Source organism: Pseudomonas sp., from assembly GCF_049300855.1.
Taxonomy (GTDB): Bacteria; Pseudomonadota; Gammaproteobacteria; order Pseudomonadales; family Pseudomonadaceae; genus Aquipseudomonas.
Window position 1 is genome coordinate 1 of sequence record NZ_JBAQKH010000042.1, and the last position, 25,704, is coordinate 25,704.

14 protein-coding genes and 2 pseudogenes are annotated in these 25,704 nt (G+C 59.2%); 10 read left to right on the forward strand and 6 right to left on the reverse strand.

Annotation, left to right across the window (positions count from 1 at the left end; translation table 11 throughout):
- The 6 genes and pseudogenes from WA225_RS21365 to WA225_RS21390 all read left to right on the forward strand — a co-directional run.
- Positions 1 to 828: pseudogene (locus tag WA225_RS21365) on the forward strand (hypothetical protein); the annotation flags it as partial.
- A 386-nt stretch (positions 829 to 1,214) separates the two neighbouring features.
- Positions 1,215 to 1,575 (forward strand): annotated as a pseudogene (locus WA225_RS21370) (DUF6124 family protein).
- A gap of 431 nt (positions 1,576 to 2,006) precedes the next feature.
- The gene (locus tag WA225_RS21375) at positions 2,007 to 4,562 is read left to right on the forward strand and encodes a hypothetical protein (RefSeq protein ID WP_422609479.1); all 2,556 of its coding nucleotides are present in this window, start codon (positions 2,007 to 2,009) and stop codon (positions 4,560 to 4,562) included.
- 374 nt (positions 4,563 to 4,936) lie between these two features.
- Entirely contained in the window at positions 4,937 to 5,719 is a 783-nt protein-coding gene (locus WA225_RS21380) for an endonuclease/exonuclease/phosphatase family protein (RefSeq protein ID WP_422609480.1), read from the forward strand.
- A 195-nt stretch (positions 5,720 to 5,914) separates the two neighbouring features.
- Entirely contained in the window at positions 5,915 to 8,452 is a 2,538-nt protein-coding gene (locus WA225_RS21385) for an autotransporter outer membrane beta-barrel domain-containing protein (protein ID WP_422609481.1), read from the forward strand.
- Between the two features lie 322 nt (positions 8,453 to 8,774).
- The gene (locus WA225_RS21390) at positions 8,775 to 9,830 is read left to right on the forward strand and encodes an autotransporter domain-containing protein (RefSeq protein ID WP_422609482.1); all 1,056 of its coding nucleotides are present in this window, start codon (positions 8,775 to 8,777) and stop codon (positions 9,828 to 9,830) included.
- Positions 9,831 to 9,962: 132 nt separating this feature from the next.
- On the opposite strand, the gene glgB is transcribed toward WA225_RS21390, so the two are convergent.
- The 3 genes from glgB to WA225_RS21405 form a co-directional block, all read right to left on the reverse strand.
- On the reverse strand, positions 9,963 to 12,194 hold the full coding sequence (gene glgB, locus WA225_RS21395; protein WP_422609483.1) for a 1,4-alpha-glucan branching protein GlgB: 2,232 nt from the start codon (positions 12,192 to 12,194) through the stop codon (positions 9,963 to 9,965).
- A gap of 2 nt (positions 12,195 to 12,196) precedes the next feature.
- Positions 12,197 to 15,538 (reverse strand): maltose alpha-D-glucosyltransferase, encoded by a 3,342-nt coding sequence (treS, locus tag WA225_RS21400; RefSeq protein ID WP_422609484.1) that lies wholly within the window; start codon positions 15,536 to 15,538, stop codon positions 12,197 to 12,199.
- A gap of 159 nt (positions 15,539 to 15,697) precedes the next feature.
- On the reverse strand, positions 15,698 to 17,695 hold the full coding sequence (locus WA225_RS21405) for an alpha-1,4-glucan--maltose-1-phosphate maltosyltransferase (protein ID WP_422609485.1): 1,998 nt from the start codon (positions 17,693 to 17,695) through the stop codon (positions 15,698 to 15,700).
- A gap of 217 nt (positions 17,696 to 17,912) precedes the next feature.
- Between WA225_RS21405 and WA225_RS21410 the strand changes: the two genes are divergently transcribed.
- Positions 17,913 to 18,071, forward strand: a complete 159-nt coding sequence (locus WA225_RS21410) for a hypothetical protein (protein ID WP_016985118.1) — start codon at positions 17,913 to 17,915, stop codon at positions 18,069 to 18,071.
- 140 nt (positions 18,072 to 18,211) lie between these two features.
- Here WA225_RS21410 and WA225_RS21415 read toward each other — a convergent pair whose 3' ends face one another.
- On the reverse strand, positions 18,212 to 18,724 hold the full coding sequence (locus WA225_RS21415; RefSeq protein ID WP_108224787.1) for an MgtC/SapB family protein: 513 nt from the start codon (positions 18,722 to 18,724) through the stop codon (positions 18,212 to 18,214).
- A 123-nt stretch (positions 18,725 to 18,847) separates the two neighbouring features.
- On the opposite strand from WA225_RS21415, the gene WA225_RS21420 reads away from it, so the two are divergent.
- From WA225_RS21420 to mapR, 3 genes are all read left to right on the forward strand, one after another.
- The gene (locus WA225_RS21420) at positions 18,848 to 19,096 is read left to right on the forward strand and encodes a DUF3203 family protein (protein WP_422609486.1); all 249 of its coding nucleotides are present in this window, start codon (positions 18,848 to 18,850) and stop codon (positions 19,094 to 19,096) included.
- A 195-nt stretch (positions 19,097 to 19,291) separates the two neighbouring features.
- Positions 19,292 to 20,722, forward strand: a complete 1,431-nt coding sequence (gene ccoG, locus WA225_RS21425) for a cytochrome c oxidase accessory protein CcoG (protein WP_422609488.1) — start codon at positions 19,292 to 19,294, stop codon at positions 20,720 to 20,722.
- A 386-nt stretch (positions 20,723 to 21,108) separates the two neighbouring features.
- Positions 21,109 to 22,518, forward strand: a complete 1,410-nt coding sequence (gene mapR / locus WA225_RS21430; RefSeq protein ID WP_008087199.1) for a GntR family transcriptional regulator MpaR — start codon at positions 21,109 to 21,111, stop codon at positions 22,516 to 22,518.
- A gap of 149 nt (positions 22,519 to 22,667) precedes the next feature.
- Here the strand turns inward: mapR and WA225_RS21435 are convergent, their stop codons facing one another.
- Complete coding sequence (locus WA225_RS21435; protein ID WP_422609489.1) at positions 22,668 to 23,414, reverse strand: SDR family oxidoreductase; 747 nt, start codon at positions 23,412 to 23,414, stop codon at positions 22,668 to 22,670.
- 180 nt (positions 23,415 to 23,594) lie between these two features.
- Positions 23,595 to 25,676, reverse strand: coding sequence for a putative bifunctional diguanylate cyclase/phosphodiesterase (locus WA225_RS21440; RefSeq protein WP_422609490.1), 2,082 nt, complete (start codon positions 25,674 to 25,676; stop codon positions 23,595 to 23,597).
- Positions 25,677 to 25,704 lie beyond the last annotated feature (28 nt).

Genomic DNA, 25,704 nt, shown 5'->3' on the forward strand with positions numbered 1-25,704 from the left:
TTGGTGTCAGGCCTGACGGTCGCCGTTCACAACTTCAAGGCCAAGGCCTTGTATGGAGCGGGTGCCGAATCGGCAGTCAGGACGCTTACCGTGACGGTGGCGACTGCTCCTACGCTCACCTCCGCGAAGGGCTCGCCGAGCGGTAAAGATATTCCGCCAAACGGCACCACGGTAGAAAACGCCGTCACGCTGTCCGGGGTCGCCGCCAATGGCCAGAAAGTAGAGATTTTTAATCATGACGCAAGCATGGGCGAAGCAAGCGCTGACGCTAATGGTGTCTGGCGTAAAGTCCTCAGTGCACTACCCAACAAATTTTATAGTCTCACCGCATTGGCCCTGTACGGCGATAATCCAGAGTCCAAACCACCTCGTACTTTTACAGTAGCCTTCCCATATCTATTCAGAGACTTTACTGATTTCAGTGGCCAGAGCTGGAATGGCTGGGTCGGCGGAGAAGGTGTAGATCCGCGGGATCTGAAATTAGCTTATTTAAATTCGCGTTGGCTATTCCTTAACCAAACCCACACCGAACATTCCGACGGAGTGATCATCCAAAAGGCATTCAACAATATGGAGCCGGAGCGCCAATACAGGTTTGCTATAAACGTCTATCGCGTTATAGGTCACGGAGCGCTACCGTCACTATCGCTCCGAGCGGCTGGGGTCAGGATCGCCGGCCCTACCATAATCGAGACCAATACCAGGCACTTCGTGTCAGGCACATTTTTTGCGATTAGCACCTCCATTACTGTGGATATATATAGCAATGTCGCCACAGGCGATGGCAATGACTACGGAGTTCTGGATATGGAGATCATAGCCCTTTGAGTGACTAAACCGGATCATTCCTGCCATCCTCAGTGGAGTGGTTTAAAACATTCAATTTTATACAAACGGTAATCAACCACGCCGTGCCTCGAAAGAAGCACGGCCTGATTACGCAATTGGCGCTAAGTGCGCTTTGGGGTCGGGTTCTATTGTGGGTCGGTCGCTGACGAATCAGCGATCGGATTTGACCGTCCGACTCAATCAAGGCGCATCAGCATTCAATGCCGGTTTCAGAAACTCTCTGAATTATCGTGTTGCGGTGGCTGTGCGTGGGACACCCTCGGGTGTGCCGGATTCCTTGATTTCCGGTCGGTCAACCCGCGTACAGCTGCCACCCGTTTGTTTGACCGCGAACGTGGCAGCTCCAACAATCAAGGAGCTTCACCATGATCAAACCAACACCCAACCCACCCGAAACCGACTCCACCTCCCCCCTACGAATCCCTCAACTCAAAAAAACTCCACGAAGCCGCCGACCGCGCGCTCGATCACTACCTCTGCCCGCCCGGCTCCCCTCCCATTCAACGCAAAACCCGCTCGATGTTCGCCGTGACCGCCGACTTCAAAAACGAAGAACTGTTGGCCAACGCTAGCGAATCACTCGCTTCAGCCAGAACCATCGCCAATGACTTCGCCAACCTCATACCCGCGTCGCAGCGCCGGACGCTGTTGGGGATTGCGCAGTTGATTATGTTGGGGGAACTGGCGGTAAATCGCGCACTGGATAATCTGGAGTTGCCGGGGTGATTCGGGCGTGAATATTGGCTGAGCTATTTGGGGTCAGTGCTGGCCCCTTCGCGAGCAAGCTCGCTCCCACATAGGCCGTGATGCACTGCGAACTACTGTGTGTGTGAACCTGCTCACGAAGGCGGCGTCGCAGCTCTACATCGTTTCAAGCAAGTAAAAAACCGCTGCCGCGTTGAATCGGGACAGCGGTTTTTGTCGTTTGACAGCGCTCTTTTTTCGTCCGAGTCACAATCGACCACTCGTCGGAAACCACACGGAACCTGTCAGACTTGACAGGTGTGCAAACGCCTCAACACAGGTTCAATCACTCCATCACCCGACACGGAGTGCACGTTCATGTTCGCTATCCACCTCGCGCTTGCAAACACCCAGCCTCTCGATGAATTCGACTGCCACACGACGCCTGCGCGCTCCTCAAGAGGTCATGCCTGATGCCTTCTCACACACGCTTCCGCTTCCCTGCCCTCAGGGAAGGCAATGACACACTGGCGCTGCGCCCGCTGCTGATTCCGGGGATGCTGGAACCGGTCCAAGATGGCGATGGTGGTATCAACATCAACGTGGCCACTGACGATCCGCAGGGTCTGCTTTGCGTGATCAATCCTTATCTGCCCCCCATGAAAGAGGGGGACAAACTTGAGATCTTCTGGAACAACGAGAACGTGCTCGAGCGACTCGTAACGGCCGATGAAGTCGATCAGCGAGTGTTCTTTTATTTGCCGACGCCGACAGAGTCGGGGTGGGCCGAGAATTGCCATTATGTACTGACCCGAGCGGGCGAGACTCAGCCCGATCCACCGTCGGTGTCCTTGCGGGTATTGATCAAGCTTTACAAGCCGGGAAATCGTGACAAGGCCCCCCATTTGCCCGACGGCCATTCAGAACTGAACATCGTGCAGTTGCCGCCGGAGTTGGTCGAACAGGGCGTCATAGACGCCGAATGGGCAAAAAACCAAGTGCCGGTCACAATCCCTCACTACGTGTACTGCACGCGGGGCGATGAAGTCAGATTGAAGATCGGCGACTATTCCCTACCCGCGCACCTCATTACCCAAGACCAGGCCGACGACAAGCAACCGATCGAAATCCGCATCGAACAGGAACACATTCTCCGCGCCGGCGATGGCCTGAAACGGGAAATCAAATACGACATCAATGATGAGGTGTGGAACTGGGCCGACCGCCATTCCAAACGCACCTACATTGACGTGGACGCCGGCGGCTGGCGCCTGGATCCGCCATTCTTCAAGCAAGCGGTCAATGGCAGAATTACTATCAAGGATTTGAACAAGCTGCCAGTAACAGTACAGATCCACGTCAACGCCAAAGACTTTGGTCTGGGCGACAACGTGGAAATGACCTTCATCGGTAAACCGCCAGGTAACGCTGAACCGATCATTTGCAGCGCAACCCGCAATATCGACAACATTCCCTCGGTGCTGGAAATCGATGTGCCCTATGACCTGATCAGGGCCCTGGCTCAAGGCAGCGCCGACGCCTCTTATATTCTCTACAAAAAGGACGGTGGCGACCCGCTGTCTTCCAGGCGGACCATTGCCAGTGTAGTGGGCGACGTCAACATGTTGCCCGAGCCGACCCTTCGCGAACTGATCGGCGACACCCTCGAACCGGACGAGCCTTACGCCACGGTCGACGTGCGCTACGCGATGAAAAATGGCGACCTGATCTGCCTGAGATGGTCTGGCATCAAGTCTGATGGCGATGCCTATCCGCACGAGGTTTCTCATATCGTCAGCGACAACGAAGCCAAGGAAGGCCTGGTCACGTTCTACATCAACGATGAACACATCAGTGTGCTTGAAAACGGCACGCTCGACCTGTCCTACGTCGTCGCCAACGATGCACCGGGCCTCCTCGACATCAGAGAGTCCGAGCGGCTGCTGGCCAAGGTCGAGAAGATCCCGGCAACATTGCCCGCCCCCGAAGTGGAAGAGGCCGATCCGCCGGGGGATGTGCTTGATCCGTCCAAGGTGCTCGATAGGGTGCACGTGTGGATCAGCGAGGCGAAGACCTTGAAGGGGGATGTTCTTACCTATTACTGGCGCAGTCCCAACCCCTTCGCCAGCACCAGTGACTGGCTGCCCGTCACCACCGTGACCGAAGGCCAACCTGTACGTTTTCCGGTGGACGGAAAATTCGTGACGGCCAACATCGGTAATAGCGTGAGGGTGCTCTATACAGTGTGGCGGGCCGCCACGCAGCGGAATGAATACTCGGCAGCGTTAGATTTACGGGTGGCTGGGTGGATATCGCCCACCCTCACCGACATCACCGACTCCAAGGGCATCGTTGCACCGAACGGCACGACCTTCGACACCAGCGTCACCGTCACCGGCAAGGCCAGTCCCGACCAGACCGTGGAACTGTACGACGGCAACACGGCGCTGACGCCCGTCGTACGGGTCGATGCCAATGGCGACTGGAACAGAGTGATCAGTGGACTGAGCCTCGCCACGCACCCCATCAAGGCCAAAGCGCTCTATGGTGCGCAACCGGTGTCGGAGGTGCGCAGCTTTACCGTCGCCTCAGGTTTGAAAAGAGATTTCACCGATTTTGCCAATCAGAACTGGAACGGCTGGGTCGGTGGACCTGGTGTAGATAATCGGGACTTGCAGTTACGAAATGTGGGTGGCAACTGGAGATTCCATAACTACACCTACACAGAAAATTCAAACGGGGTGATCATTCAAAAGACGCTCTCCAATCTGCAGCCGCGTTACCAGTATCGTTTCACTATTAAAGCTATCCGGTATCAAGGTGCATCCGCGATGCCATCACTCTCGATCCGAGCCGCTGGCATCCTCGTCGACGGCCCTACCCAAATCAGTTCTATAATCAATTGGGTCACCTTATCAGGCACTTTTACCCCAACAACCAGCTCCATCACGGTTGATGTCTACAGCAACGTCGCAACAGGTGTTGGCAACGACTATGAGATTGATGACATTGAAATCGTGCTCATTTGAGTCACTCAACCGAACCATTCTCGCCAAGCTAACGGGAGTGATTCAAACACTGACATCTGAACGGGTCCGGTAAGCCCTGGCCACCAAGATAAACGCCGCGAACCAAATGGACGCGGCGCTTATTGGTTTTCATCTTGTGCCGAGCATTTGACTCACCGCTCTAACGCCTCCCTTGCAGTACAAACTCCCGGGAGCGATCTGAACCTTGATACCGAGATCGAACGACCAAAAGCAGCACTCTTTTGATTCTGAAGGAGCGGCGTTTCTGCAACTCCCACAGCCAAAGAATCCAGGCAACATTATTGATTCGCAAGGAACTGCCAGCCCCACCTGTCAGTCGCATGAACAGGCACTCAGGATTCAGAGGAGTAACCGTGTCCAGCAATCCCAAGCGTCATGTTGTCGACGCGCCCGTCATTCATCGCCTGCGGGTGCTGACGGTCAATACCCACAAAGGTTTTACCGCGCTGAACCGGCGTTTCATCCTGCCGGAATTGCGTGAGGCTGTGCGCAGTACCTCGGCCGATCTGGTGTTTCTGCAAGAGGTGGTGGGTGAACACGAACGCCACTCCAGCCGCTACAACGAATGGCCGCAAACCTCGCAATACGAATTCCTCGCCGACAGCATGTGGAGCGATTTTGCCTACGGGCGGAACGCGGTCTATCCCGACGGTCATCATGGCAACGCGCTGCTGTCGAAGTACCCGATTCGCGAATACCGCAACCTCGATGTGTCGATCACTGGGCCCGAACGTCGTGGCCTGTTGCACTGTGTGCTGGATGTGCCGGGGCACGCAGAAGTCCATGCGATCTGCGTGCATTTGAGCCTGCTGGAAAGCCATCGACAATTGCAGTTGCAGCTGTTGTGTCAGTTGCTCGAATCATTACCCGATGACGCGCCGGTGATCATTGCCGGCGATTTCAACGACTGGCAGTTGCAGGGCAATGCCGCCCTCGCCCGCCGCGACTATCTGCACGAAGCCTTTGAGCGCCATCACGGGCGCCCGGCCAAGACTTACCCGGCGCGGTTTCCGTTGCTGCGACTGGATCGGATCTACCTGCGCAATGCCAGCAGTCATGACCCGCGAATCCTGGGTAACAAGCCGTGGACGCATTTGTCTGATCACTTGCCGTTGGCGGTGGAGGTGCATCTTTAGCGACGTGTTACACGGGACCGCTCGTCAGCCGTTATGCCCAAAAGCGCAAATACCTTCTACACCTAATAAAGCTGAAGGATTGGCACTTCAAAACGTTAGGGTTCAGATCTCACGTAGTTGATTAGCTTCAGAAGTTTTTTAGATCACGCACCCGTTCAAGGATGAATTCCACTACTTGCACGGGAATTGGCGACGATGCGTTCTATTCGACCTCTGAGGTTTTTGCCTCGCACTTTTATTCTGCCCGCCTCCCTCGCACTGCTCGCCAGCCCACCGGCCTGGTCGAGTTGCGTGCTCACGCCCGGCCCCGGTAACGACGCGTTCACCTGCGACAGCGGCAGCAGCGGCCCATTGACCGACCTTTCAGGTAACAACAGCCTGACGTTGCCGGCCAATGGCAGCGGCCTGATTAACGGCAGCGTGACCTTTGGTGCCGGCGCTGACCGGGTCGATATCCACTCGGGGGTCATCACCGGCGCGGTCAACCAGGGTGCGGGCATCGATGATTTCGTCATGACCGGTGGCTCGCTGGGTTCTCTCGCCCAGGGCGACGGGCGCGACACCTTTCTGATGACCGGCGGCACCATCGCCGGCGCCTTCGAGGACGGCGACGTGGCGCGCATGACCGGCGGCACGATCGGCCGCGTCGACATGAAGCTCGACAACAACATTTTCGACCTGTCCGGCGGGCAGATTCTCGGCAATCTGGTCACCGGTTTCGGCACCGACACGATCATCGTTTCTGGCGGCCGCATCGGCGGCAACATCAGCGTCAGCGGTGGTAACGACAGCATCACCGTGACCGGTGGGGAAATCGTTGGCGAGATTCGCACCAGTGTCGGTGATGACCGTTTGTTGTGGGACGGCGGCGGTATCATCCGTTCGGCGATCCTGATGGACGTCGGCAATGACAGCGCCATCCTGCGCAACCTCGACGACAGCCTCCTCGCGCTGACACCCAGCGTCAATGGCGGCGCCGGCACCGACACCCTGACTTTCGACAACAGCCGGACCGCCCTGCCCGCACGTTTCGTCAACTGGGAAAGCGTTAACCTCAGCAACGGTTCACAACTGGATCTGGGATCGTCCGCCCTGACCCTGGGCGACGCAGGCAGCGGCACTGGCGTGTTGAATATCGACGCCAGCAGCGCGCTGTTCGCAAGCCAGGGCACAGTGGCACCGGCCGTGGCCGGTCAGGCGGCGACCCTCAACAACGCCGGGGTCATCGACCTGACGCGCAATAACAGCCGCACCGACGACACGCTGACCGTGCAGGGCAACTACGTTGGCAACAACGGCCAGTTGCTGTTGCAAAGCGTGATTGGCGGCGATGATTCGCCGAGCGACAAACTGGTGGTCAACAATGGCAGCCTCAGCGGCGGCACGGTGATCAGCGTCAGCAACCTCGGCGGGCCGGGAGGGCTGACTCAGGTCAACGGTATCCAACTGGTGCAGGCGCAAGGCAGCACGGTGAGCACCGACAATGCCTTTACCCTGAGCGCACCGATATCGGCCGGCGCTTATGACTACTACCTGTTCAAGGGTGGCGTCACCGCCGGCACTGAAAACAGTTGGTATTTGCGTTCTGCCGTGGTCGCCCCGCAGGTCGTCAGCGTGCCTAACCCTGACCCGACGCTGCCGCCGCTACTCGTGCCCGTCGTCGCGACACCGGTGGCAGCGGCGATCACACCGATCGCCGCATCACCGGGGCAACCGGCGCCGACGTTGCCCACGCTGCCGGTGCTGCCAGCCGCCATCGCCGGCGCCGAACCGATTCCGCTGTACCGCCCGGAAGTGCCGACCTGGTCCGTGCTGCCGCCCGCTGCTGCGCAACTGACCCTCAACGCGCTGGGCACCTTTCACGACCGCCAGGGCGATCAGCGTCTACTGACGGAAACCGGTGCATTCGGTGCCGGCTGGGGGCGTGTCTACGGCAAGAATCTCGAGCAAACCTGGGCCGGCACGGTCGCCCCGCGTCTGGACGGCTCGCTCAACGGTTTCCAGGTCGGTAATGATTTGTACAGCTCGCAGACGTCCGGGGGCCAGACTCAGCGCGTCGGGTTCTTTGTCGGCCATAGTCGCCTGCAAGGTGATGTCGATGGGTTCAACGAGGGCTTCCAGCACAACAGCGCCGGCAAGATCAAACTCGAGGGCGACAGCTATGGCCTGTACTGGACGCTGACTGATCCACACGGCGGCTACCTCGATACGGTAGTGATGGGCACCCGTTTCGACGGCGACAACCATTCCGATCGCGGGGTCAAACTCGACAATCGCGGGCATGCCCTGACGTTGTCGGCAGAAGCCGGTTATCCGTTTCCGATCAATGACACCTGGGTGATCGAGCCACAGGCGCAGGTCATCCACCAGAAAATCTCCCTCGACAGCCAGGACGACGGTATCTCCAAAGTGTCGTTTGACTCCGACGGATCGTGGACCGGTCGCCTCGGTACTCGGCTCAAGGGCCGTTATCAGGTCAGTGGGTTGCCGGTGGAGCCCTATCTGCGCGCCAATCTGTGGCACACGTTTTCCGGTACCGACTCGGTGACGTTTGGCGACAACGATGTGATCAGCACCGAACAGAAATCCTCCACGGCAGACATTGGCCTCGGCGTCGTGTTGACCCTCGACCGAGCCGTCAGTGTGTACGCGAGTACCGATTACAGCAGCAATATTGACAGTAATGATCAACGCGGCGTGACCGGCACTTTGGGCGTCCGCGTGAGTTGGTAAACCTTCCGTCGGCAATAAAACTTCTCTCCCACGGGGCCTATAACGCGTTTCCCCCTACAAACAACCACTTAGTTATGTGCAGAAAAACAAACGCTTGCAGCGCATGCCCGGCGACGACCGCTCATCGTTCAATTTCTTGACGGGTGGCCATCGCTCTTCTTATCTCTACCTTACTACCCCCGGAATCACTGCCCGGGGCGAGCCTTCGGACACTCGCGAAATCGGGCGGCCACGGTTCGCCCCGCTCCATTCGGTCGCCCCTCGTTCGGGGTAGGAGAGACGCCACATCGAGATGCCACATGCGCCTGCAAGGTAGACCTCCATGAAAATTTCATTCACCCCACACGAGATCAAAATCACGTTCTGCACAGTGTCGAGTTCTATCTTGTTGTGCTCATCCATGGAGGCGCAGGCCAGTCCTGCGGCGGATGAAACCACCGCGTGGTATCGCGCGGACGTCCCGGTGATGACCCTGCCCACGACCGTCATCACGCCAGAACCGCAACGCTTCAGTCCGCGAGGCACACGCCTGATTGCCGAAGATCTCGCACCTTCGGCATGGGATGAGTTGTATGGGCGCAGCGCACGCCAGGCGCAAACCGATGTGCTGTCCTCGGGGTTCGCCACACCGGGCAGCGGCGATTTCAAAGGTCCGGCGGTACTGACGCTGCAAAGCGCCAGCCATACCCAGAAGATCGGCTTGATCGGCGGCCTCAACCAGATTCAGGCAAACGGCAACGGCTTGATCACTACCCGTGCCCTCTCCGACCCGAGCAGCGACACACTCAACTTGCAAGGCCAGAGCCTTGGCGCCTATTACAGCCTGATCGGTGCCCAGGGCTGGCACGTCGATCTGTCGGCCAGCGGTGGCCGGGTCAGTGGTTTCAGCCGCAACGAACAAGGCGCTCGGCAAGCCACCGAGGGCAGCGCGATGACCTTCTCCGTAGAAGGTGGTTACCCGATTGGCTTGAGTGAAAACTGGGTGGTCGAACCGCAGGCGCAATTGATCAATCAGCGGATTACCCTGGATACGCCGTATGCAGGTTCCGGCAATGCCTCATCGACCGATCTGAGCGCATGGAGTGGCCGCGTCGGCGCACGGCTGAAAGGCAGTTACGATTTGAACGGTTTGCCGGTCGAACCCTATGTGCGCACCAACCTCTGGCACACGGTGTACACCGGCAGCACGGTGACCCTGGATCAGGTCGACAAGATCAGCAGCAGCCGCAAATCCTCGACCGTGGAGCTGGGTTTGGGTTTGGTGGCGCGAGTGACGCCGGCGGTGAGTCTGTATGTGAGTGCCGATTACAGCAGCGATGTCGATGACAATGATTTGAACGGGATTATTGGCAGTTTGGGGGTGCGGATGCGTTGGTAATTTTCAGACCACCGAGAGTCCCTGTGGGAGCGAGCTTGCTCGCGAAAGCGATGTAACATTCAACATCATTATTGACTGACATATCGCCTTCGCGAGCTTGCTCGCTCCCACAGGTTATTCAGTTACCTCGGATCAACCCTCCGGCTTGAGGATCAACACCGCCAACGGCGGCAGATTCAGCTCCAGCGATAACGACTGGCCATGGCTCGGCACTTCTTCGGTAAACGCCCCGCCGCCGTTGCCGTAATTGGAACCGGCATAGGTGTCGGCATCGCTGTTGAGCAACTCGGTCCAGCGCCCGGCAAACGGCACGCCGACCCGATAGGCCTGACGTGGCACCGGGGTGAAGTTGGCCACTACCAGCACCGGTTTACCCTCCTTGCTCCAGCGCAGCCACGCATAAACGCTGTTGATCGCATCATCGCCAATCAACCACTGAAAGCCCTGCGGCGCGTCGTCCTGATCGTGCAGTGCCGGTTCTTCGCGATACAGTCGATTGAGATCGCCGACCAGCTTCTGCACACCTTTGTGCTCGGAATACTGCAGCAGATACCAATCGAGCTGTTGATCGTGATTCCACTCGCGCCACTGACCGAACTCGCAGCCCATGAACAACAGTTTCTTGCCCGGATGGGTCCACATGAAGCTCAGGTAAGCGCGCAGGTTGGCAAATTTCTGCCAGCGGTCGCCAGGCATCTTGTCGATCAGCGAATGTTTGCCGTGCACCACTTCGTCGTGGGAGATCGGCAGGATGAAGCGCTCGGACCAGGCATAGACCAGGCCAAAACTCAGTTCGTTGTGGTGATGCGCGCGGTACACCGGGTCCTGCTGAATGTAATGCAGCGAATCGTGCATCCAGCCCATGTTCCATTTGTAGGCAAAACCGAGGCCGCCCTGCTGCGTGCTCTGGCTGACACCGGGCCACGCGGTGGATTCTTCGGCAATGACCAACGCGCCCGGCGCTTCCAGTTCGACCACGTCGTTCAAGTGCCGCAGGAAGTCGATGGCTTCCAGGTTCTCGCGGCCGCCGTGACGGTTCGGCACCCACTCGCCGGCCTTGCGCGAATAGTCACGATAAAGCATCGAAGCCACCGCATCGACGCGCAGACCGTCGACGTGGAAATGCTTCAACCAGTGCAGCCCGGAAGCGAGCATGTAGCCGTGCACTTCGGTGCGCCCGAGGTTGTAGATCAGCGTGTCCCAATCCTGATGGAAACCTTCCAGCGGGTTGCCGTACTCATACAGCGCGGTGCCGTCGAACTGCGCCATGCCGTGAGCATCGGTCGGAAAATGCGCCGGCACCCAGTCGAGAATCACGCCGATCTCGGCCCGGTGGCAGGCGTCGACGAATTCGGCGAACTGCGCCGGCGAGCCATACCGCGCACTCGGCGCGAATTGCGACAGCAACTGATAACCCCAAGAGCCACCAAACGGGTGCTCCATGATCGGCATCAGTTCGATGTGGGTGAAACCCAGTTCCTTGACGTACGGAATCAGCCGCTCGGCCAGTTCCGGCCAGGTGTACTGACGGGCGACTTCGCCCAGATCATCCAGTTCGCACTGCCAGGAACCGGCGTGCAGTTCGTAGATCGACAGCGGCGCCGAATGTTTCTGCCGATCACGACGGCTGCTCATCCAGTCCTGATCCTGCCAGTCGATTTGCAGCGGCTCGGCGACTTTCGACGCGGTGTCCGGCGGCAGACTGGTGGCCAGCGCCATCGGGTCAGCCTTGAGCGGCAGAATCCCGTGGGCGCCCAGAATTTCGTATTTGTACAACTCACCGGCTTGCAGGCGCGGAATGAACAACTCCCAGACCCCGGACGGATGACGCAAACGCATTGGATGCCGGCGCCCGTCCCAGACGTTGAAGTCACCGACCACCGAGACCCGCCGGGCGTTCGGTGCCCACACCGCGAAGCGCACGCCGTCGACGCCATCGACGGTTTTCAGTTGCGCGCCAAGGCAGGCACTGAGGTCGCGGTGATTGCCCTCGGCGAACAGATACAAATCCATCTCACCGAGCAACTGCCCGAAGCTGTAGGGATCCTCGGCGACCTGCTCGCCGCCCGCCCAGCGCGTGCGCAGCTGATACGGTCGTGCCTGATCGAAATGGCCGACGAACAATCCCGGGGTTTCGGTCTGCTCCAACGGGCCGCGCTCTTCACCGCTGTCCTTGTCCAGCACTACAACGCTCAGTGCACCGGGCAGATAGGCGCGAATGAACTGCCCGCCAGCGCCATCGCCGTGCGGGCCAAGAATGGAAAAAGGGTCGTGATGTTCAGCACGGACCAAGGCATCGATATCTTTTGCCGAGGGCAGCAATGCTTCTTTGACCTGACCCTGTTCCTTGTTCGAGAAACTCATGACTACTCTCCACCAAGATCGGAAAAGGGTTTAAGCCCCGTCAATAACCCGTACAAACCGTGTAACGGTACGGGCAGCCACGTAGGGCGGTTTTCGGCTTCATAGGCCACTTCATAAGCGGCCTTCTCCAGGCCGAACAACGCCAGCGCGGCGTCGGCACCTTCAGGATCTTGCCAGGCATGATCAAGACTAGCTGCCGCTTGGCGATATGCCTGGACAAATGCCTCGCGTGCTTCACACAGATAACGTTCGGCCACCCGATGGCGTGCTGCCTCGGACTCGGCGCTGTGATCGACGTTGTGCACGTTGATAGTCATCGCCGCCGCATAGTCGAAGGAACGCAGCACACCGCTGACGTCCTTGTACGGGCTGTGTTTACCCCGGCGTTCGCTCAGTGGCCGCGCCGGTTCGCCTTCGAAGTCGATCAGGTAAGCATCGCCCTTGATCACCAGCACCTGGCCCAAATGCAGGTCGCCGTGAACCCTAATCTGCAAACCACCGACGGCTTTTTTCGCCAGATCCTGCACGTGGGCGAGGATGGTTTTCTTCTCGTCGACCAGCCGCTTCACCAGTTTTTGATCCGCCGCACTGAGTTCGCCCTGATGCTGCTTGAGCAACTTCAATGCGTGCTCGACCTGCGCGGCAACATCCTTGCCCGTGGCCTGTGCATCCTTGGCCGTCGACACGTGTGGAGCGAAATCAGCATTGTCGGTCGGTACGGCAAGCACCTGGTGCATCTCACCCAGACGCTGACCGAGCATGCCGGCAAAATCCTTCAGCTCGCCCAAAGCGTTGTAATGCTGCTCCTGCTCGGACATGGCGTCAGCCAGTTCATCGCGCAGCGCCCGTTCGAGGTTGTTCTGCGTCCATTCCCAGGCATCGCCCTGATTGCTCAGATAGCCTTGGGCGATCATCAGCAGATTGTCTTCGCCCTTGGCGTCGCGGCGGATCACCGAACCAAGCAACGGGGAGATATTGGCAAATCCGGCCTCGGTCAGGTAAGCGCTCATCTCCAGTTCCGGGTGTACGCCAGAAGCGACTTTACGTATCAGCTTGAGCACCAGACTGTTGCCGATCACCACCGAGCTGTTTGATTGTTCGGCGGACAGATAGCGCACTTCCGAGTCGGCGCCGAGGCCGAGTTTTTCCAGCAGCGGTGTCGGCGCAAAGCGAATTTCGCCCTCAGCCGACGCCAGCACGGTATTGTTCTGCATGCCTTGCAGCACCGCGTGGATAAAGGACTCGAGGCTGAACGCGTCGGTGATCAAACCGACCTGTCGTACCCGGCGTACACGCGACAAGGCCAATTGCTGCGGCAATGCCGGGCCAACCTGATCTTCGGCAATGAAGCCAAAGGGCAGTTGATAGCGACTGGTCTGCCCGGCGCTGGTGACTTCGATTTCGCTGAGCAGCACTGGATGCTGCGCATCGCCGAAGCGCACGCCATAAGCCAGATGAACCTTGTCGATGGCCGCGTCCTTGCCGGCGAACCAGCGACGGTTCTGCAGCCAGCTCGGCAGAATGCTTTGCTCCAGCGTCGTGCGCGACGGCGCTTCGAGCAGTTCTTCCATGCGTTTTTTCAGCACCAGCGTAGTGAAGTCCGGCAGGCTTTGTGCCGGCTCGACGTGCCAGCTCGGCATCTGGTTTTCGCTGGCCAGCGCGAACCAGTAGAAACCGTACGGCGCCAACGTCAGGAGGAAATTCAACTGGCCAATAGGCGGGAACGCGTTACCGCCGAGCATCTCCACCGGGACCATGCCGACGTACGCCGACAAATCCAGCTCTGCCGCTTGCGCACTGCGCGAGACGTTGGCCACGCACAGGATGATTTCGTGCTTGCCGTCGGCGTCAGTGAATTCACGGGTGTAGGCGAGAATCCGGCGATTGCTCGGCGAGAGCATTTTCAACGTGCCTCGACCAAACGCCTTGGACTGCTTGCGCACAGCGAGCATGCGTCGCGTCCAGTTGAGCAACGAATGCGGATCGCCGGCCTGGGTTTCGACGTTGACCGACAGGTAACCGTATTGCGGGTCCATGATCGGCGGCAGCACCAGGCTCGCCGGATCGGCGCGCGAGAAGCCGCCATTGCGATCGATCGACCATTGCATCGGCGTGCGCACACCGTCGCGGTCACCCAGGTAGATGTTGTCGCCCATGCCGATCTCATCGCCGTAATACAGGGTTGGCGTGCCCGGCATCGACAACAGCAGGCTGTTGAGCAACTCGACGCGACGACGGTCACGCTCCATCAACGGCGCCAGACGCCGACGAATACCGAGGTTGATCCGTGCGCGACGGTCGGCTGCGTAGTAATTCCACAGATAGTCGCGTTCCTTGTCGGTGACCATCTCCAGCGTCAACTCATCGTGATTGCGCAGGAAAATCGCCCACTGGCAGTTGGCAGGGATTTCCGGGGTCTGCCGCAAAATGTCGGTGATCGGGAAACGATCTTCCTGCGCCAGGGCCATGTACATGCGCGGCATCAACGGGAAGTGGAACGCCATGTGACATTCGTCGCCGTTGAGGCCAGCCGCATCGGTATCGCCGAAATACAGCTGGGTGTCTTCCGGCCACTGGTTGGCCTCGGCCAGCAGCATGCGGTCGGGATAATTGGCGTCGATTTCCGCACGGATCTGCTTGAGGACGTCGTGGGTCTCGGGCAGGTTTTCGTTGTTGGTGCCGTCGCGCTCGATCAGGTACGGGATCGCGTCGAGGCGCAGGCCGTCGATGCCCATGTCCAGCCAGTAACGCATCACCGAGAGCACGGCTTTCATTACTTGCGGGTTGTCGAAGTTCAGGTCGGGTTGGTGCGAATAGAAACGGTGCCAGAAGTACTGACCGGCGACCGGGTCCCAGGTCCAGTTGGATTTTTCCGTGTCGAGAAAAATGATCCGCGTGCCGTCGTACTTCTGATCGTCATCCGACCACACGTAGAAGTCGCGCGCCGCCGAACCGGGCTTGGCCTTGCGCGCACGCTGAAACCACGGATGCTGGTCGGAGGTGTGGTTGATGACCAGCTCGGTGATCACCCGCAAGCCGCGTTTGTGCGCTTCGGCGATAAAGCGCCTGGCATCGGCCATGGTCCCGTAATCGCTGTGCACGCCACGGTATTCGGCGATGTCGTAACCGTCATCGCGGCGTGGCGAGGGGTAGAACGGCAGCAGCCAGATGGTATTGACGCCGAGATCGGCAATGTAATCGAGTTTGGCGATCAGGCCGGGAAAGTCGCCGATCCCGTCATTGTTGGAGTCGAAAAACGATTTGACGTGAACTTGATAAATCACCGCATCCTTGTACCAGAGCGGGTCTTTGATGAAGGTGGCTGCCTTGGGTTTCTTCGCCATGTGAAACTCCTGAAAAATTCTGAAGATGTCTTAACTGAAGAAATACGGTCACTGTGGGAGCTGGCTTGCCAGCGATAGCGGTGGTTCAGCAATGAAGATGCAAGCAGACAGACCTCAATCGCTGGCAAGCCAGCTCCCACATTTGAATCATTGCGAGCCTTACGAAGCAGTGATTCGCCAAATGCCGAACGGCTGATACGCCGGATCAATGCGCATGAACTGATACTTGCCATGCCAGTCCCAGCGATGCCCGTTCATCAAATCCTCACCGTGGGTTGTCGCGTCGTCCGGTAGGCCCATTTCCCACAGCGGCAGTTCGAAATTCGCTTCCTGCACGTTATGCGGATCAAGGCTGACCGCGACCAGAATGAAGTTGCTGCCGTCAAAGCTGCGCTTGCCGAAGTACAGAATGTTGTCGTTCCAGGCGTTGTAGACCTTCAGCCCCAGATGCGTGTGCAGCGCCGGGTTCTGCCGGCGGATGCGGTTGAGTTGGGCGATCTCGGCAATGATGTTGCCCGGCGCGCTGAAGTCGCGGACGCGAATCTCATACTTCTCCGAGTCGAGGTATTCCTCCTTGCCCGGCACCGGCGCCGCTTCGCATAGTTCGTACCCCGAATACATCCCCCACAACCCCGAACCCATGGTCGCCAGCGCTGCCCGAATCAAAAAGCCGGGGCGCCCGGATTCATGCAGGAAGGCCGGGTTGATGTCCGGCGTATTGACGAAGAAGTTCGGCCGGTAGCACTCGCGCCACGGCGATTCATTCAATTCAGTGAAATACGTCGCCAGCTCAGCCTTGCTATTGCGCCAGGTGAAATAGGTGTAGCTCTGGGTGTAACCGACCTTGCCCAGCCGCGCCATCATCGCCGGCGTGGTGAACGCTTCGGCGAGGAAGATCACCTCCGGATGCAACGCACGAACGTCGGCAATCAGCCATTGCCAGAACGGCAGCGGTTTGGTGTGCGGGTTGTCGACACGGAAGATCTTCACGCCCTCCTCGACCCAGCCGATGACGATGTCGCGCAGTTCGACCCACAGGCTCGGAATCGCTTCCGGCGCATAGAAGTCGACGTTGACGATGTCCTGATATTTCTTCGGCGGGTTTTCCGCGTATTTGATCGTGCCGTCCGGCCGCCAGTTGAACCAGCCCGGGTGTTGCTTGAGCCACGGGTGATCCTGGGAACACTGAATGGCGAAATCGAGGGCGATTTCCAGTCCATGATCAGCGGCCGCAGCGACCAGTCGACGGAAGTCTTCGCGGGTGCCCAACTGGGAGTGAATCGCCTCGTGGCCGCCCTCCTCGCTGCCGATCGCATAAGGGCTGCCCGGATCTTCCGGCCCGGCTGTCAGGGAGTTGTTGCGGCCCTTGCGATGGGCGCGGCCAATCGGGTGAATCGGCGTGAAGTACAGCACGTCGAAACCCATGTCCTGAATCATCGGCAAGCGTGCGTGCACGTCATTAAAAGTGCCATGACGGTGCGGATCGTCGGTCATCGAGCGCGGAAACAGCTCGTACCAACTGGCGAACTCGGCCAGTTCGCGCTCGACGTCCATGGGGAATTCGGCACTCACGCTCAGGTAGGCGCGATGATCGGCTTGCGCCATCAACTGCGCACTGCGCGAGTGCAGAAACAGCGCGACCTGCTCGGTTTCGAGCAGCCCGGACAGTTCGTGGTGCAACGCGGCCAATTGCTCGCTGAGCTGACCTTCGCTGCGTTCGGCAGCCTGTTGCACCATCGTCCGGCCTTCTTGCAGCTCCAGCGAAACCGGTACGGCGGCGGAGTGCTTCTTTTCCAGCTCGTACTGGAAACTGGCGAAATGATCGATCCACGCTTCGATGCAATACAGGTAACGGCCCTGATGCTCCGGGCGGAACTGGCCCTGCCAGCCATTATTGCCCTGGTCGGACATGACCTCGCTTTGCCACGTCTCCTCGCCTTCCTCACGCCAGCGAATGCGCACCGCCAGTTTGTCATGACCGTCGGCAAACACTTTGCTGGTCACGACGACATCGCGGCCGGCGATCGATTTCACCGCGAACTGCCCGCCATCCAGCGTCGGCATGGTGTTTTCGATGACGATGCGCGGCAGCAATAACGCCTGGGACAGCGGCATGTGCGGGTTGTAACTCAGTTCAGAGGATTTTTCAGCAGTCATTGAGCATCTCTCCTTAACGCCCAAAGGACGCTCTTGTGCCGGGTCAGTGTTCGCAACACAGCGCCTGCCCCGGAATGAACTCACTTAGGTTCCGAGCGACCGCCGCGGGGAAAAGTTCAGATGAAATTACCGTGTCAGAAAAGCGGATCGAATGGCGCGCGAGGTGGTCAACTCACTTAAGCACTTCTCACGCCATGTGCCACACGGAGGTCATCAGATGAATATCCCGATCCCGGCGGAAACGCCCGATCCGAACATCGACAAACCCACCCTGCCCGAGACCGAGCCACAACCGATCCCCGAGCAGGAACCCCCCGGCACCACGCCGCCGCCCAAGGAAGAACCGCCGAGCACGATGCCGCCCGTGATCGTGTAGCTGCTCGTTGATCGTTTGATCGTTCCCACGCGCAGCAAAGGAATGCAGCCCGGGACGCTCCGCGTCCCATAGCGGACGCGGAGCGTCCATTGAGACATTCCCACGCAGAGCGTGGGAACGATCATCCGGCGCAGGAATGATCAGTGGTCATCAGTCTTTTCCTCATCCTTTTCGAAAAGCTTCACGATGCGCGGCATCACGCTAAAAATTGCCAGCGCCAAAAAGGTGCTGAGCAACGCCGTAGCCTCTTTGCCCAACCCGGCAGCCACACCAATCGCCGCTGTCATCCACAGCCCGGCAGCCGTGGTCAGGCCTTTGACATGCCCCTCATCGCCTTCCTTGTTTTTCAGAATAGTGCCGGCACCAAGAAAGCCGATCCCGGCAATCACCCCCTGCACCACCCGACTCATCGCGTCAGACTCCGCCCCCGAAGTCTGCGGCACCAGCACAAACAGTGCGGCACCGAGCGCGACCAGCATGTGCGTACGCACCCCGGCCGCCTTGCCTTTGTGTTCGCGCTCAAAGCCCAGGATTCCGCCGAGCACCGCTGCCATCAGCAGGCGCACGGTAATGCGCGTCAGTTGCGAAGCATCGCCGACGTCGGCGAATTCCGCTTGCAGGGTTTCCCACACTTCATGCCACCACGCGTTCATCGTGCAGTCCTTGTTATTGGCTGGATAGAGGATGGACAACGGCGACCATTAATCGGTTGCGCAGAACCATCGTCGAAGCGTGCGCCCTAACCGTTCAGACACCCCTGAAAAAAGGACTGCCCCATGCCCGTTCGAGTCGATGAATCCAATCCCGAGCAAAAAGTGTGTTTTTTCACTGTTGAACATGGTGAGGAAATTCGCATTTGCGACACCCTGGAAGTCAGGACCGATAGCGAAAAAGCCATGTCGTTCGTGGAAATCGAAGGCAGACGCGTCTACATCACCGAAGCAGAAGCCGACGCCCTCACCGTTGCGGGCGCCAAGGACGGTCGTAAGCACTTGAAGGCCGACGAGAGTGATTCGGTGATTTGACTGACCCTGGTCAACACCCCGCGCAAACGTCTGCGATAGGCGTTTGCGCCCACGCCTGCCGGCTGCTTCAAGTTGTCGCAGGCACCGCTTCAAATCGCATCTGATCCGCTTTTTATTGAAATACCTGAGTCTGTTATGCAAACAGATCGACGCTCATAGTGCTCTGGCCTGATGGAGGCTGATGAGCGAATGACCATGAGCGAACAAATCCCCGTCCGAACCGTAGAAGCAACGCCCACTATAAAGAGTGTGCCCGCACGCCCAATGAAGGCGACGGCCAAATCCAGCGACAACCAGATCCACACCCGCAGCTTCACCGGCCTGTTCCGCACCCTGCGCATGAGCGGCGCGGGTTTTCTGTTTGTGCTGTTTTTCGGCACCGTGTGGCTGAACTGGGGCGGACGTCAGGCGGTACTCTGGGATCTTTCCGAAAGCAAATTCCACATCTTCGGTGCAACCTTCTGGCCGCAGGACTTCATCCTGCTCTCGGCGCTGTTGATCATCGCCGCGTTCGGCCTGTTCGCCATCACCGTGTTCGCCGGTCGGGTCTGGTGCGGCTACACCTGCCCGCAGAGTTCGTGGACGTGGATTTTCATGTGGTGCGAGAAAATTACTGAAGGCGAGCGCAACCAGCGGATCAAACTGCAAGCGGCGCCGTGGGGATTGAACAAACTCGCCCGACGCGCCGCCAAGCACACCTTGTGGCTGGCGATCAGCGTAATGACCGGCCTGACCTTCGTCGGTTACTTCACGCCAATCCGGCCACTGGCCGAGGAACTGCTGACCCTGCAAATCGGCGGCGTCAGCCTGTTCTGGGTGCTGTTCTTCACCGCCGCCACGTACATCAACGCCGGCTGGCTGCGTGAAGCGGTGTGCATGCACATGTGCCCGTACGCACGGTTTCAGAGCGTGATGTTCGACAAAGACACCCTGGCGATTTCCTACGACGTGGCGCGTGGTGAAAACCGTGGCCCGCGTAAGCGCGACGTGAAGCCGGTGGAAGCAGGCCTGGGCGATTGCATCGACTGTCAGTTGTGCGTGCAGGTCTGCCCGACCGGCATCGACATTCGCGATGGCTTGCAGATGGAGTGCATCGGCTGCGCGGCGTGCATCGACGCCTGCGACTCGATCATGGACAAGATGAATTACCCTCGCGGTTTGATCCGCTACAGTTCCGAGCGTGAATTGCAGGGTGGCAAGACACACCTGCTTCGGCCGCGCCTGATCGGTTACACCGTGGTGCTGGTGGCGATGATCGGCGCACTGGCGTTGGCGCTGGTCGAGCGGCCGATGGTTTCGCTGGACGTGACCAAGGACCGTGGTTTGTTCCGGGAAAACGGTCAGGGTCAGATCGAAAATATCTACACGCTCAAAGTCATCAACAAAACCCAGCAACGCCAGGACTACAACCTGAGCCTGGTCGACGGCGAGGGCTTCCAGCTGCAAGGCAAGACCGCGCTGAGCCTGGCGCCGGGCGAGATTGTCGATGTGCCGGTGTCGGTGGCGATGACCACAGAACGCCCGGCCAGCAGTTCGCAGACCTTGAGCTTCAAGATAGCCGACAGCGATGAGCCTGAGATTTATAGCGTGGCGAAGAGCAGGTTTGTGGCGCCGATGAATCGTTGAGCCGTTAGAATCTTTTCCCCTCACCCCAGCCCTCTCCCAGGGGTAGAGGGGGCCGACCGAGGTGTCTGTCGCTATACATCGACCTGAGAGACCGAGTCGATTATGGATTCAGCAAAGCATTCTCAGGCCGAATCGATTACGGATTCAGCAAAGCACTTTCCGGCCGAGTCGATTATGGATTCAACAAAGCATTCTTAGGCCGAATCGATTATGGATTCAGCAAAGCACTTTCAGGCTGAGTCGATTATGGATTCAGCAAAGTACTGTCAGGTCGGTGTAGTTCGCAAGCATCCCCCAATCAGTCCCCTCTCCCTCTGGGAGAGGGCTAGGGTGAGGGCTTTTCCCTCCCTGACACCCAATAATTCAACCAGCACCAAGGCTCCTCGATGAAACGCTACGAAAAATTCGCCGACGACATCGCTGAACTGATCCGCTCCGGCGTCCTCGGCCCCGGCCAGCGCGTGCCTTCGGTGCGTTACGCCAGCCAGACCTACGGCGTCAGCCCGTCCACGGTGTTCCAGGCTTATTACCTGCTCGAACGCCGTGGCCTGATCCGCGCCCGGCCGCGTTCCGGCTACTTCGTCAACACTCACGCGCCGAGCCCGTTTTCCGAGCCGGTGATCAGCAGCCACGTCAACGACTCCACCGAAGTCGACGTCAGCGAACTGGTGTTCTCGGTGCTGGAATCGATCAAGGACCCGAGCACCGTGCCCTTCGGCTCGGCGTTCCCCAGCCCGACGCTGTTCCCGCTGCAACGCCTGTCGCGTTCGCTGGCCAGTGCCGCGCGGGAAATGGACCCGCGCATGGTCGTCACCGACATGTCGCCGGGCAATCCGCAGTTGCGTCGGCAGATCGCCCTGCGCTACATGGTCGGCGGTCTGATGCTGCCGATGGAAGAGCTGCTGATCACCAACGGCGCCCTCGAAGCGCTGAACCTGTGCCTGCAAGCGGTGACCGAACCCGGCGATCTGGTGGCCATCGAAGCCCCGGCGTTCTACGCCAGCCTGCAAGTGCTGGAACGCCTGAAACTCAAGGCTGTGGAAATCCCCGTGCACCCGCGCGACGGCATCGACCTCGGCGTGCTTGCGCAGACGCTGGAGCGGCATCCGATCAAGGCGTGCTGGTGCATGACCAGTTTCCAGAACCCGATGGGCGCAACCATGCCCGAGGCAAAGAAGCAGGAACTGGTGGAACTGCTGCGCCGTCACCAGGTGCCGCTGATTGAAGATGATGTCTACGCCGAGCTCTATTACGGCCAGCAAGCGCCAAAACCGGCGAAGGCGTTCGACACCGAAGGCCTGGTGATGCATTGCGGCTCGTTCGCCAAAAGCCTGGCCCCCGGCTACCGCATCGGCTGGGTCGCCGCCGGGCGTTACGCGCAGAAAATCGAACGGCTGAAACTGATGACTTCGCTGTGCGCCTCGATGCCCGCGCAAGCGGCGATTGCCGATTATCTGCAGCACGGTGGCTACGATCGGCATCTGCGCAAACTGCGTTACGCCCTCGAAGAGCAGCAAAGCGCGATGCTCGCCGCGATTGCCCGGTATTTCCCGGCGCAGACACGGGTCAGCCAACCGGCGGGCGGTTACTTCTTGTGGCTGGAATTGCCGCCGCAGATGGATTCGTTGAAGTTGTTTCAGATGGCGCTGGCACAAGGCATCAGCATCGCACCGGGGCCGATATTCTCGCCGACGCAGCGCTTCAGGAATTGTATTCGCTTGAATTACGGCAGTCCGTGGACCGAGGATTCGGAAAAGGCCATGGAGACATTGGGGCGGATTGTGCGGTCGTTCTGAAAGATTATTGCTGACTGCACTGGCCCCATCGCTGGCAAGCCAGCTCCCACAGTGTTCTATGTCACAGCGCATGTTGTGTACGACACAGAAACCTGTGGGAGCTGGCTTGCCAGCGATGGGGCCGGATCAGGCAACACAAACCCCAAAGATTAGCGCCCACCCCCCAAATCAACAAACGTCCCGGTCGCATACGAAGCCTTGTCCGACAACAACCAGACAATCGCTTCCGCCACTTCATCCGGTCGCCCGCCACGGGCCATCGGAATCGCCGACTCCAGCTTGCTGACCCGATCCGGATCGCCGCTCAACGCATGGAAATCGGTGTAGATGAAACCCGGGCGCACTGCATTGACCCGAATCCCCTCGCCCGCCACTTCCTTGGACAAACCGATGGTGAAGGTGTCGAGTGCACCTTTGGACGCCGCGTAATCGACGTACTCGTTGGGCGAACCTAGACGCGCGGCCACCGACGACACGTTGACGATGCTGCCGCCTTGCCCACCGTGCTTGGGCGACATGCGCAGGATCGCGTGCTTGGCGCAGAGGATCGGTGCCAGAACGTTGGTTTTCATGATTTTGAGGATGCGGAATTCGGACATTTCATCGACCCGCGATTTGTGGCCGACGGTGCCGGCGTTATTCACCAGCGCGGTGACCCGACCCAGTTCGGTGTCGACCCGGTGAAACAGCGCGATCACTTCATCTTCGATGCTGACATCGGCGCGCACCGCGATGGCTTGTGCGCCCAGTGCACGGACTTGCTCCAGCACGCTTTGCGCGGCCTGTTCATCCGACTGATAGTTGATGCAGATCCGATAGCCCTGCTCGGCAGCCAACAACGCCGTAGCGGCGCCAATCCCGCGCCCGCCGCCGGTGATCACAATGACTTTATCCATGCTGGCCTTTCCCCCAAATGCACACGTAACAGTCGGGGGGAAGAATAACCGCCATTGGCGGAGTTTGCATGGAGTCTGTGGTGTCTGGGCAGACGCCTTCGCGAGCAAGCTCGCTGCCACAGGGTTATGCATTCCAAATGTGCGAGCGAGCTTGCTCGCGAAGAACGATAACGCGGTCGATCAGACCGCCGCCAGCGCCTCGCCCCGTGCAATATCCTGCATGAATTTGTCCGCCGGCATCGGATGACCGAGCAGATAACCCTGCAATGAATCGCAACCCAATTGCGTCAGAAATTCCTGCTGCACCCCGGTTTCAACCCCTTCAGCGACAATGCGCAAACCCAGCGCCTGCCCCAGCGCGACAATCGCCGAAACGATGGCCGCATCATCGCTGTCACGCTCCAGATCGCGAACAAAACCACGGTCGATCTTCAGCTCGTTGGCCGGCAAGCGCTTGAGGTACATCAGGCTCGAATAGCCGGTGCCAAAGTCATCGATCGACAGATCGACGCCCATGTCCGACAACTCCTGCAACACTGTCATGCTCGCGTCGGCATCGCTCATCGCTGTGGTTTCGGTGATCTCCAGCGTCAGGCTGTTGGCCGGCAAGTGGTGCGTGGCCAAGGCCTTGGCCACGCTGCGCACCAGCCCGGTGTGGCAGAACTGCAATGCCGACAGGTTCACCGCGATGCGCCAATCGGTATAACCGAGCACAAACCACTCGCGCATCTGCCGGCAGGCTTCGTTGAGCACCCATTCCCCGATCGGAATGATCAACCCGGACTTCTCGGCCAGATCGATGAATTTGTCCGGCATCAGCATGCCGTGGATCGGGTGTTGCCAGCGCAACAGCGCTTCGGCGCCGACCGGGCAGCCATTGGCAGCGTCGAACTTCGGTTGGTAATGCAGACTGAACTGACTGTGCTCCAGCGCCGCGCGCAGGTCCTGCAACAACTGCAACTGCTTGCGCGCGTTGTTGTTCATCGAGGCATCGAAAAAGCTGTAACCATTTTTGCCACCGCCCTTGGCGTGATACATCGCCGCGTCGGCGTTCATCAGCAACTCCTGAGCGGTCTGGCCATTGCCTGGGTACAGCGCGATGCCGACGCTGGCGGATATCTGCAAGTCATGCTCGGCGACGCGGAACGATTGCGCGATCAGGCCGACCTGGCGCGCCGCCAGTCCCAGCGCATCATTGGGTTCGCTCAGGCGCACCAGCAGCACGAATTCGTCGCCACCGATCCGCGCCAGTGTGTCGAGGCTGCGCAAGTCTTCACGCAGACGCACGCCGACTTCGCGCAACAACTGATCGCCCATGTGATGACCGAACGCATCGTTGACCGGTTTGAAACCGTCCAGGTCGATGAACATCAAGGCAAAACAGCCGCCCTGCTCATGGACCTTCTTCATCGCCTGATTGATCCGGTCGTCGAGCAGCATGCGGTTCGGCAAACCGGTCAGGGTGTCGTGCAGGGCCAGTTGCGTGAGTTCGCGGTTGGCCACGGTCAGCGAGTGCGCCAGATCAGCAGTGCGCGCTTCCAGACGTGCATCGAGAATCGAGGTGAGCAAGGCAATCGACAACACCGCCAACGTGGTGATCAGCACCAGACTGTCGAGGCCGCTGCCCTTCAGGCCATTGAGCGTGGCGCCACAAAAACTGCCATCCGGGAATTGGGCAGCGGCCATGCCGGTGTAATGCATGCCGACAATCGCGACGCCCATGATGATCGCCGCACCGCCACGAACCAGGCGGACATACGGCGAATGCTGGCGCAGGCGAAAAGCGATCCACAACGCGGCGGCAGAGGCACCGACGGCGATCAGCAATGAGGCACCGAACAGGGCAGGGTCATAATCGATCCCCGGCGTCATGCGCATCGCCGCCATGCCGGTGTAATGCATGGCGCTGATGCCGCTGCCCATGATCAACGCGCCAAAGGCCAGTTGCAGCATCGGCAGCTTCGGCTGACTGACCAGCCACAAGGCAAAACCGCAGGACAGCACCGCGATCAACAGCGACAGCGCGGTGATGCCGATGTCGTAGCCCAGATCGATTGGCAGTTTGAAAGCCAGCATGCCGATGAAGTGCATCGACCAGACACCGACGCCCATGGCCAATGCGCCACCTGCGGTCCAGAAATGCACCGCCCGCCCCTTGGCGGTGGCGATGCGCCCGGTGAGGTCGAGCGCGGTGTACGAAGCGAGTATCGCCACGCACAGCGAAATGAAAACCAGGGTGGAGGAATAACTACCGATGAGCATGAGGATTCTCGTGGCCACCCGACGCGGA

Bases quoted from the DNA above. Each gene is read 5' to 3' on its own strand.
- WA225_RS21375 (WP_422609479.1), top strand. From the start codon at position 2,007: ATGCCTTCTCACACACGCTTCCGCTTCCCTGCCCTCAGGGAAGGCAAT.
- WA225_RS21385 (WP_422609481.1), top strand. From the start codon at position 5,915: ATGCGTTCTATTCGACCTCTGAGGTTTTTGCCTCGCACTTTTATTCTG.
- WA225_RS21390 (WP_422609482.1), top strand. From the start codon at position 8,775: ATGAAAATTTCATTCACCCCACACGAGATCAAAATCACGTTCTGCACA.
- glgB (WP_422609483.1), bottom strand. From the start codon at position 12,194: ATGAGTTTCTCGAACAAGGAACAGGGTCAGGTCAAAGAAGCATTGCTG.
- treS (WP_422609484.1), bottom strand. From the start codon at position 15,538: ATGGCGAAGAAACCCAAGGCAGCCACCTTCATCAAAGACCCGCTCTGG.
- WA225_RS21405 (WP_422609485.1), bottom strand. From the start codon at position 17,695: ATGACTGCTGAAAAATCCTCTGAACTGAGTTACAACCCGCACATGCCG.
- WA225_RS21410 (WP_016985118.1), top strand. From the start codon at position 17,913: ATGAATATCCCGATCCCGGCGGAAACGCCCGATCCGAACATCGACAAA.
- WA225_RS21415 (WP_108224787.1), bottom strand. From the start codon at position 18,724: ATGAACGCGTGGTGGCATGAAGTGTGGGAAACCCTGCAAGCGGAATTC.
- WA225_RS21420 (WP_422609486.1), top strand. From the start codon at position 18,848: ATGCCCGTTCGAGTCGATGAATCCAATCCCGAGCAAAAAGTGTGTTTT.
- ccoG (WP_422609488.1), top strand. From the start codon at position 19,292: ATGAGCGAACAAATCCCCGTCCGAACCGTAGAAGCAACGCCCACTATA.
- mapR (WP_008087199.1), top strand. From the start codon at position 21,109: ATGAAACGCTACGAAAAATTCGCCGACGACATCGCTGAACTGATCCGC.
- WA225_RS21435 (WP_422609489.1), bottom strand. From the start codon at position 23,414: ATGGATAAAGTCATTGTGATCACCGGCGGCGGGCGCGGGATTGGCGCC.
- WA225_RS21440 (WP_422609490.1), bottom strand. From the start codon at position 25,676: ATGCTCATCGGTAGTTATTCCTCCACCCTGGTTTTCATTTCGCTGTGC.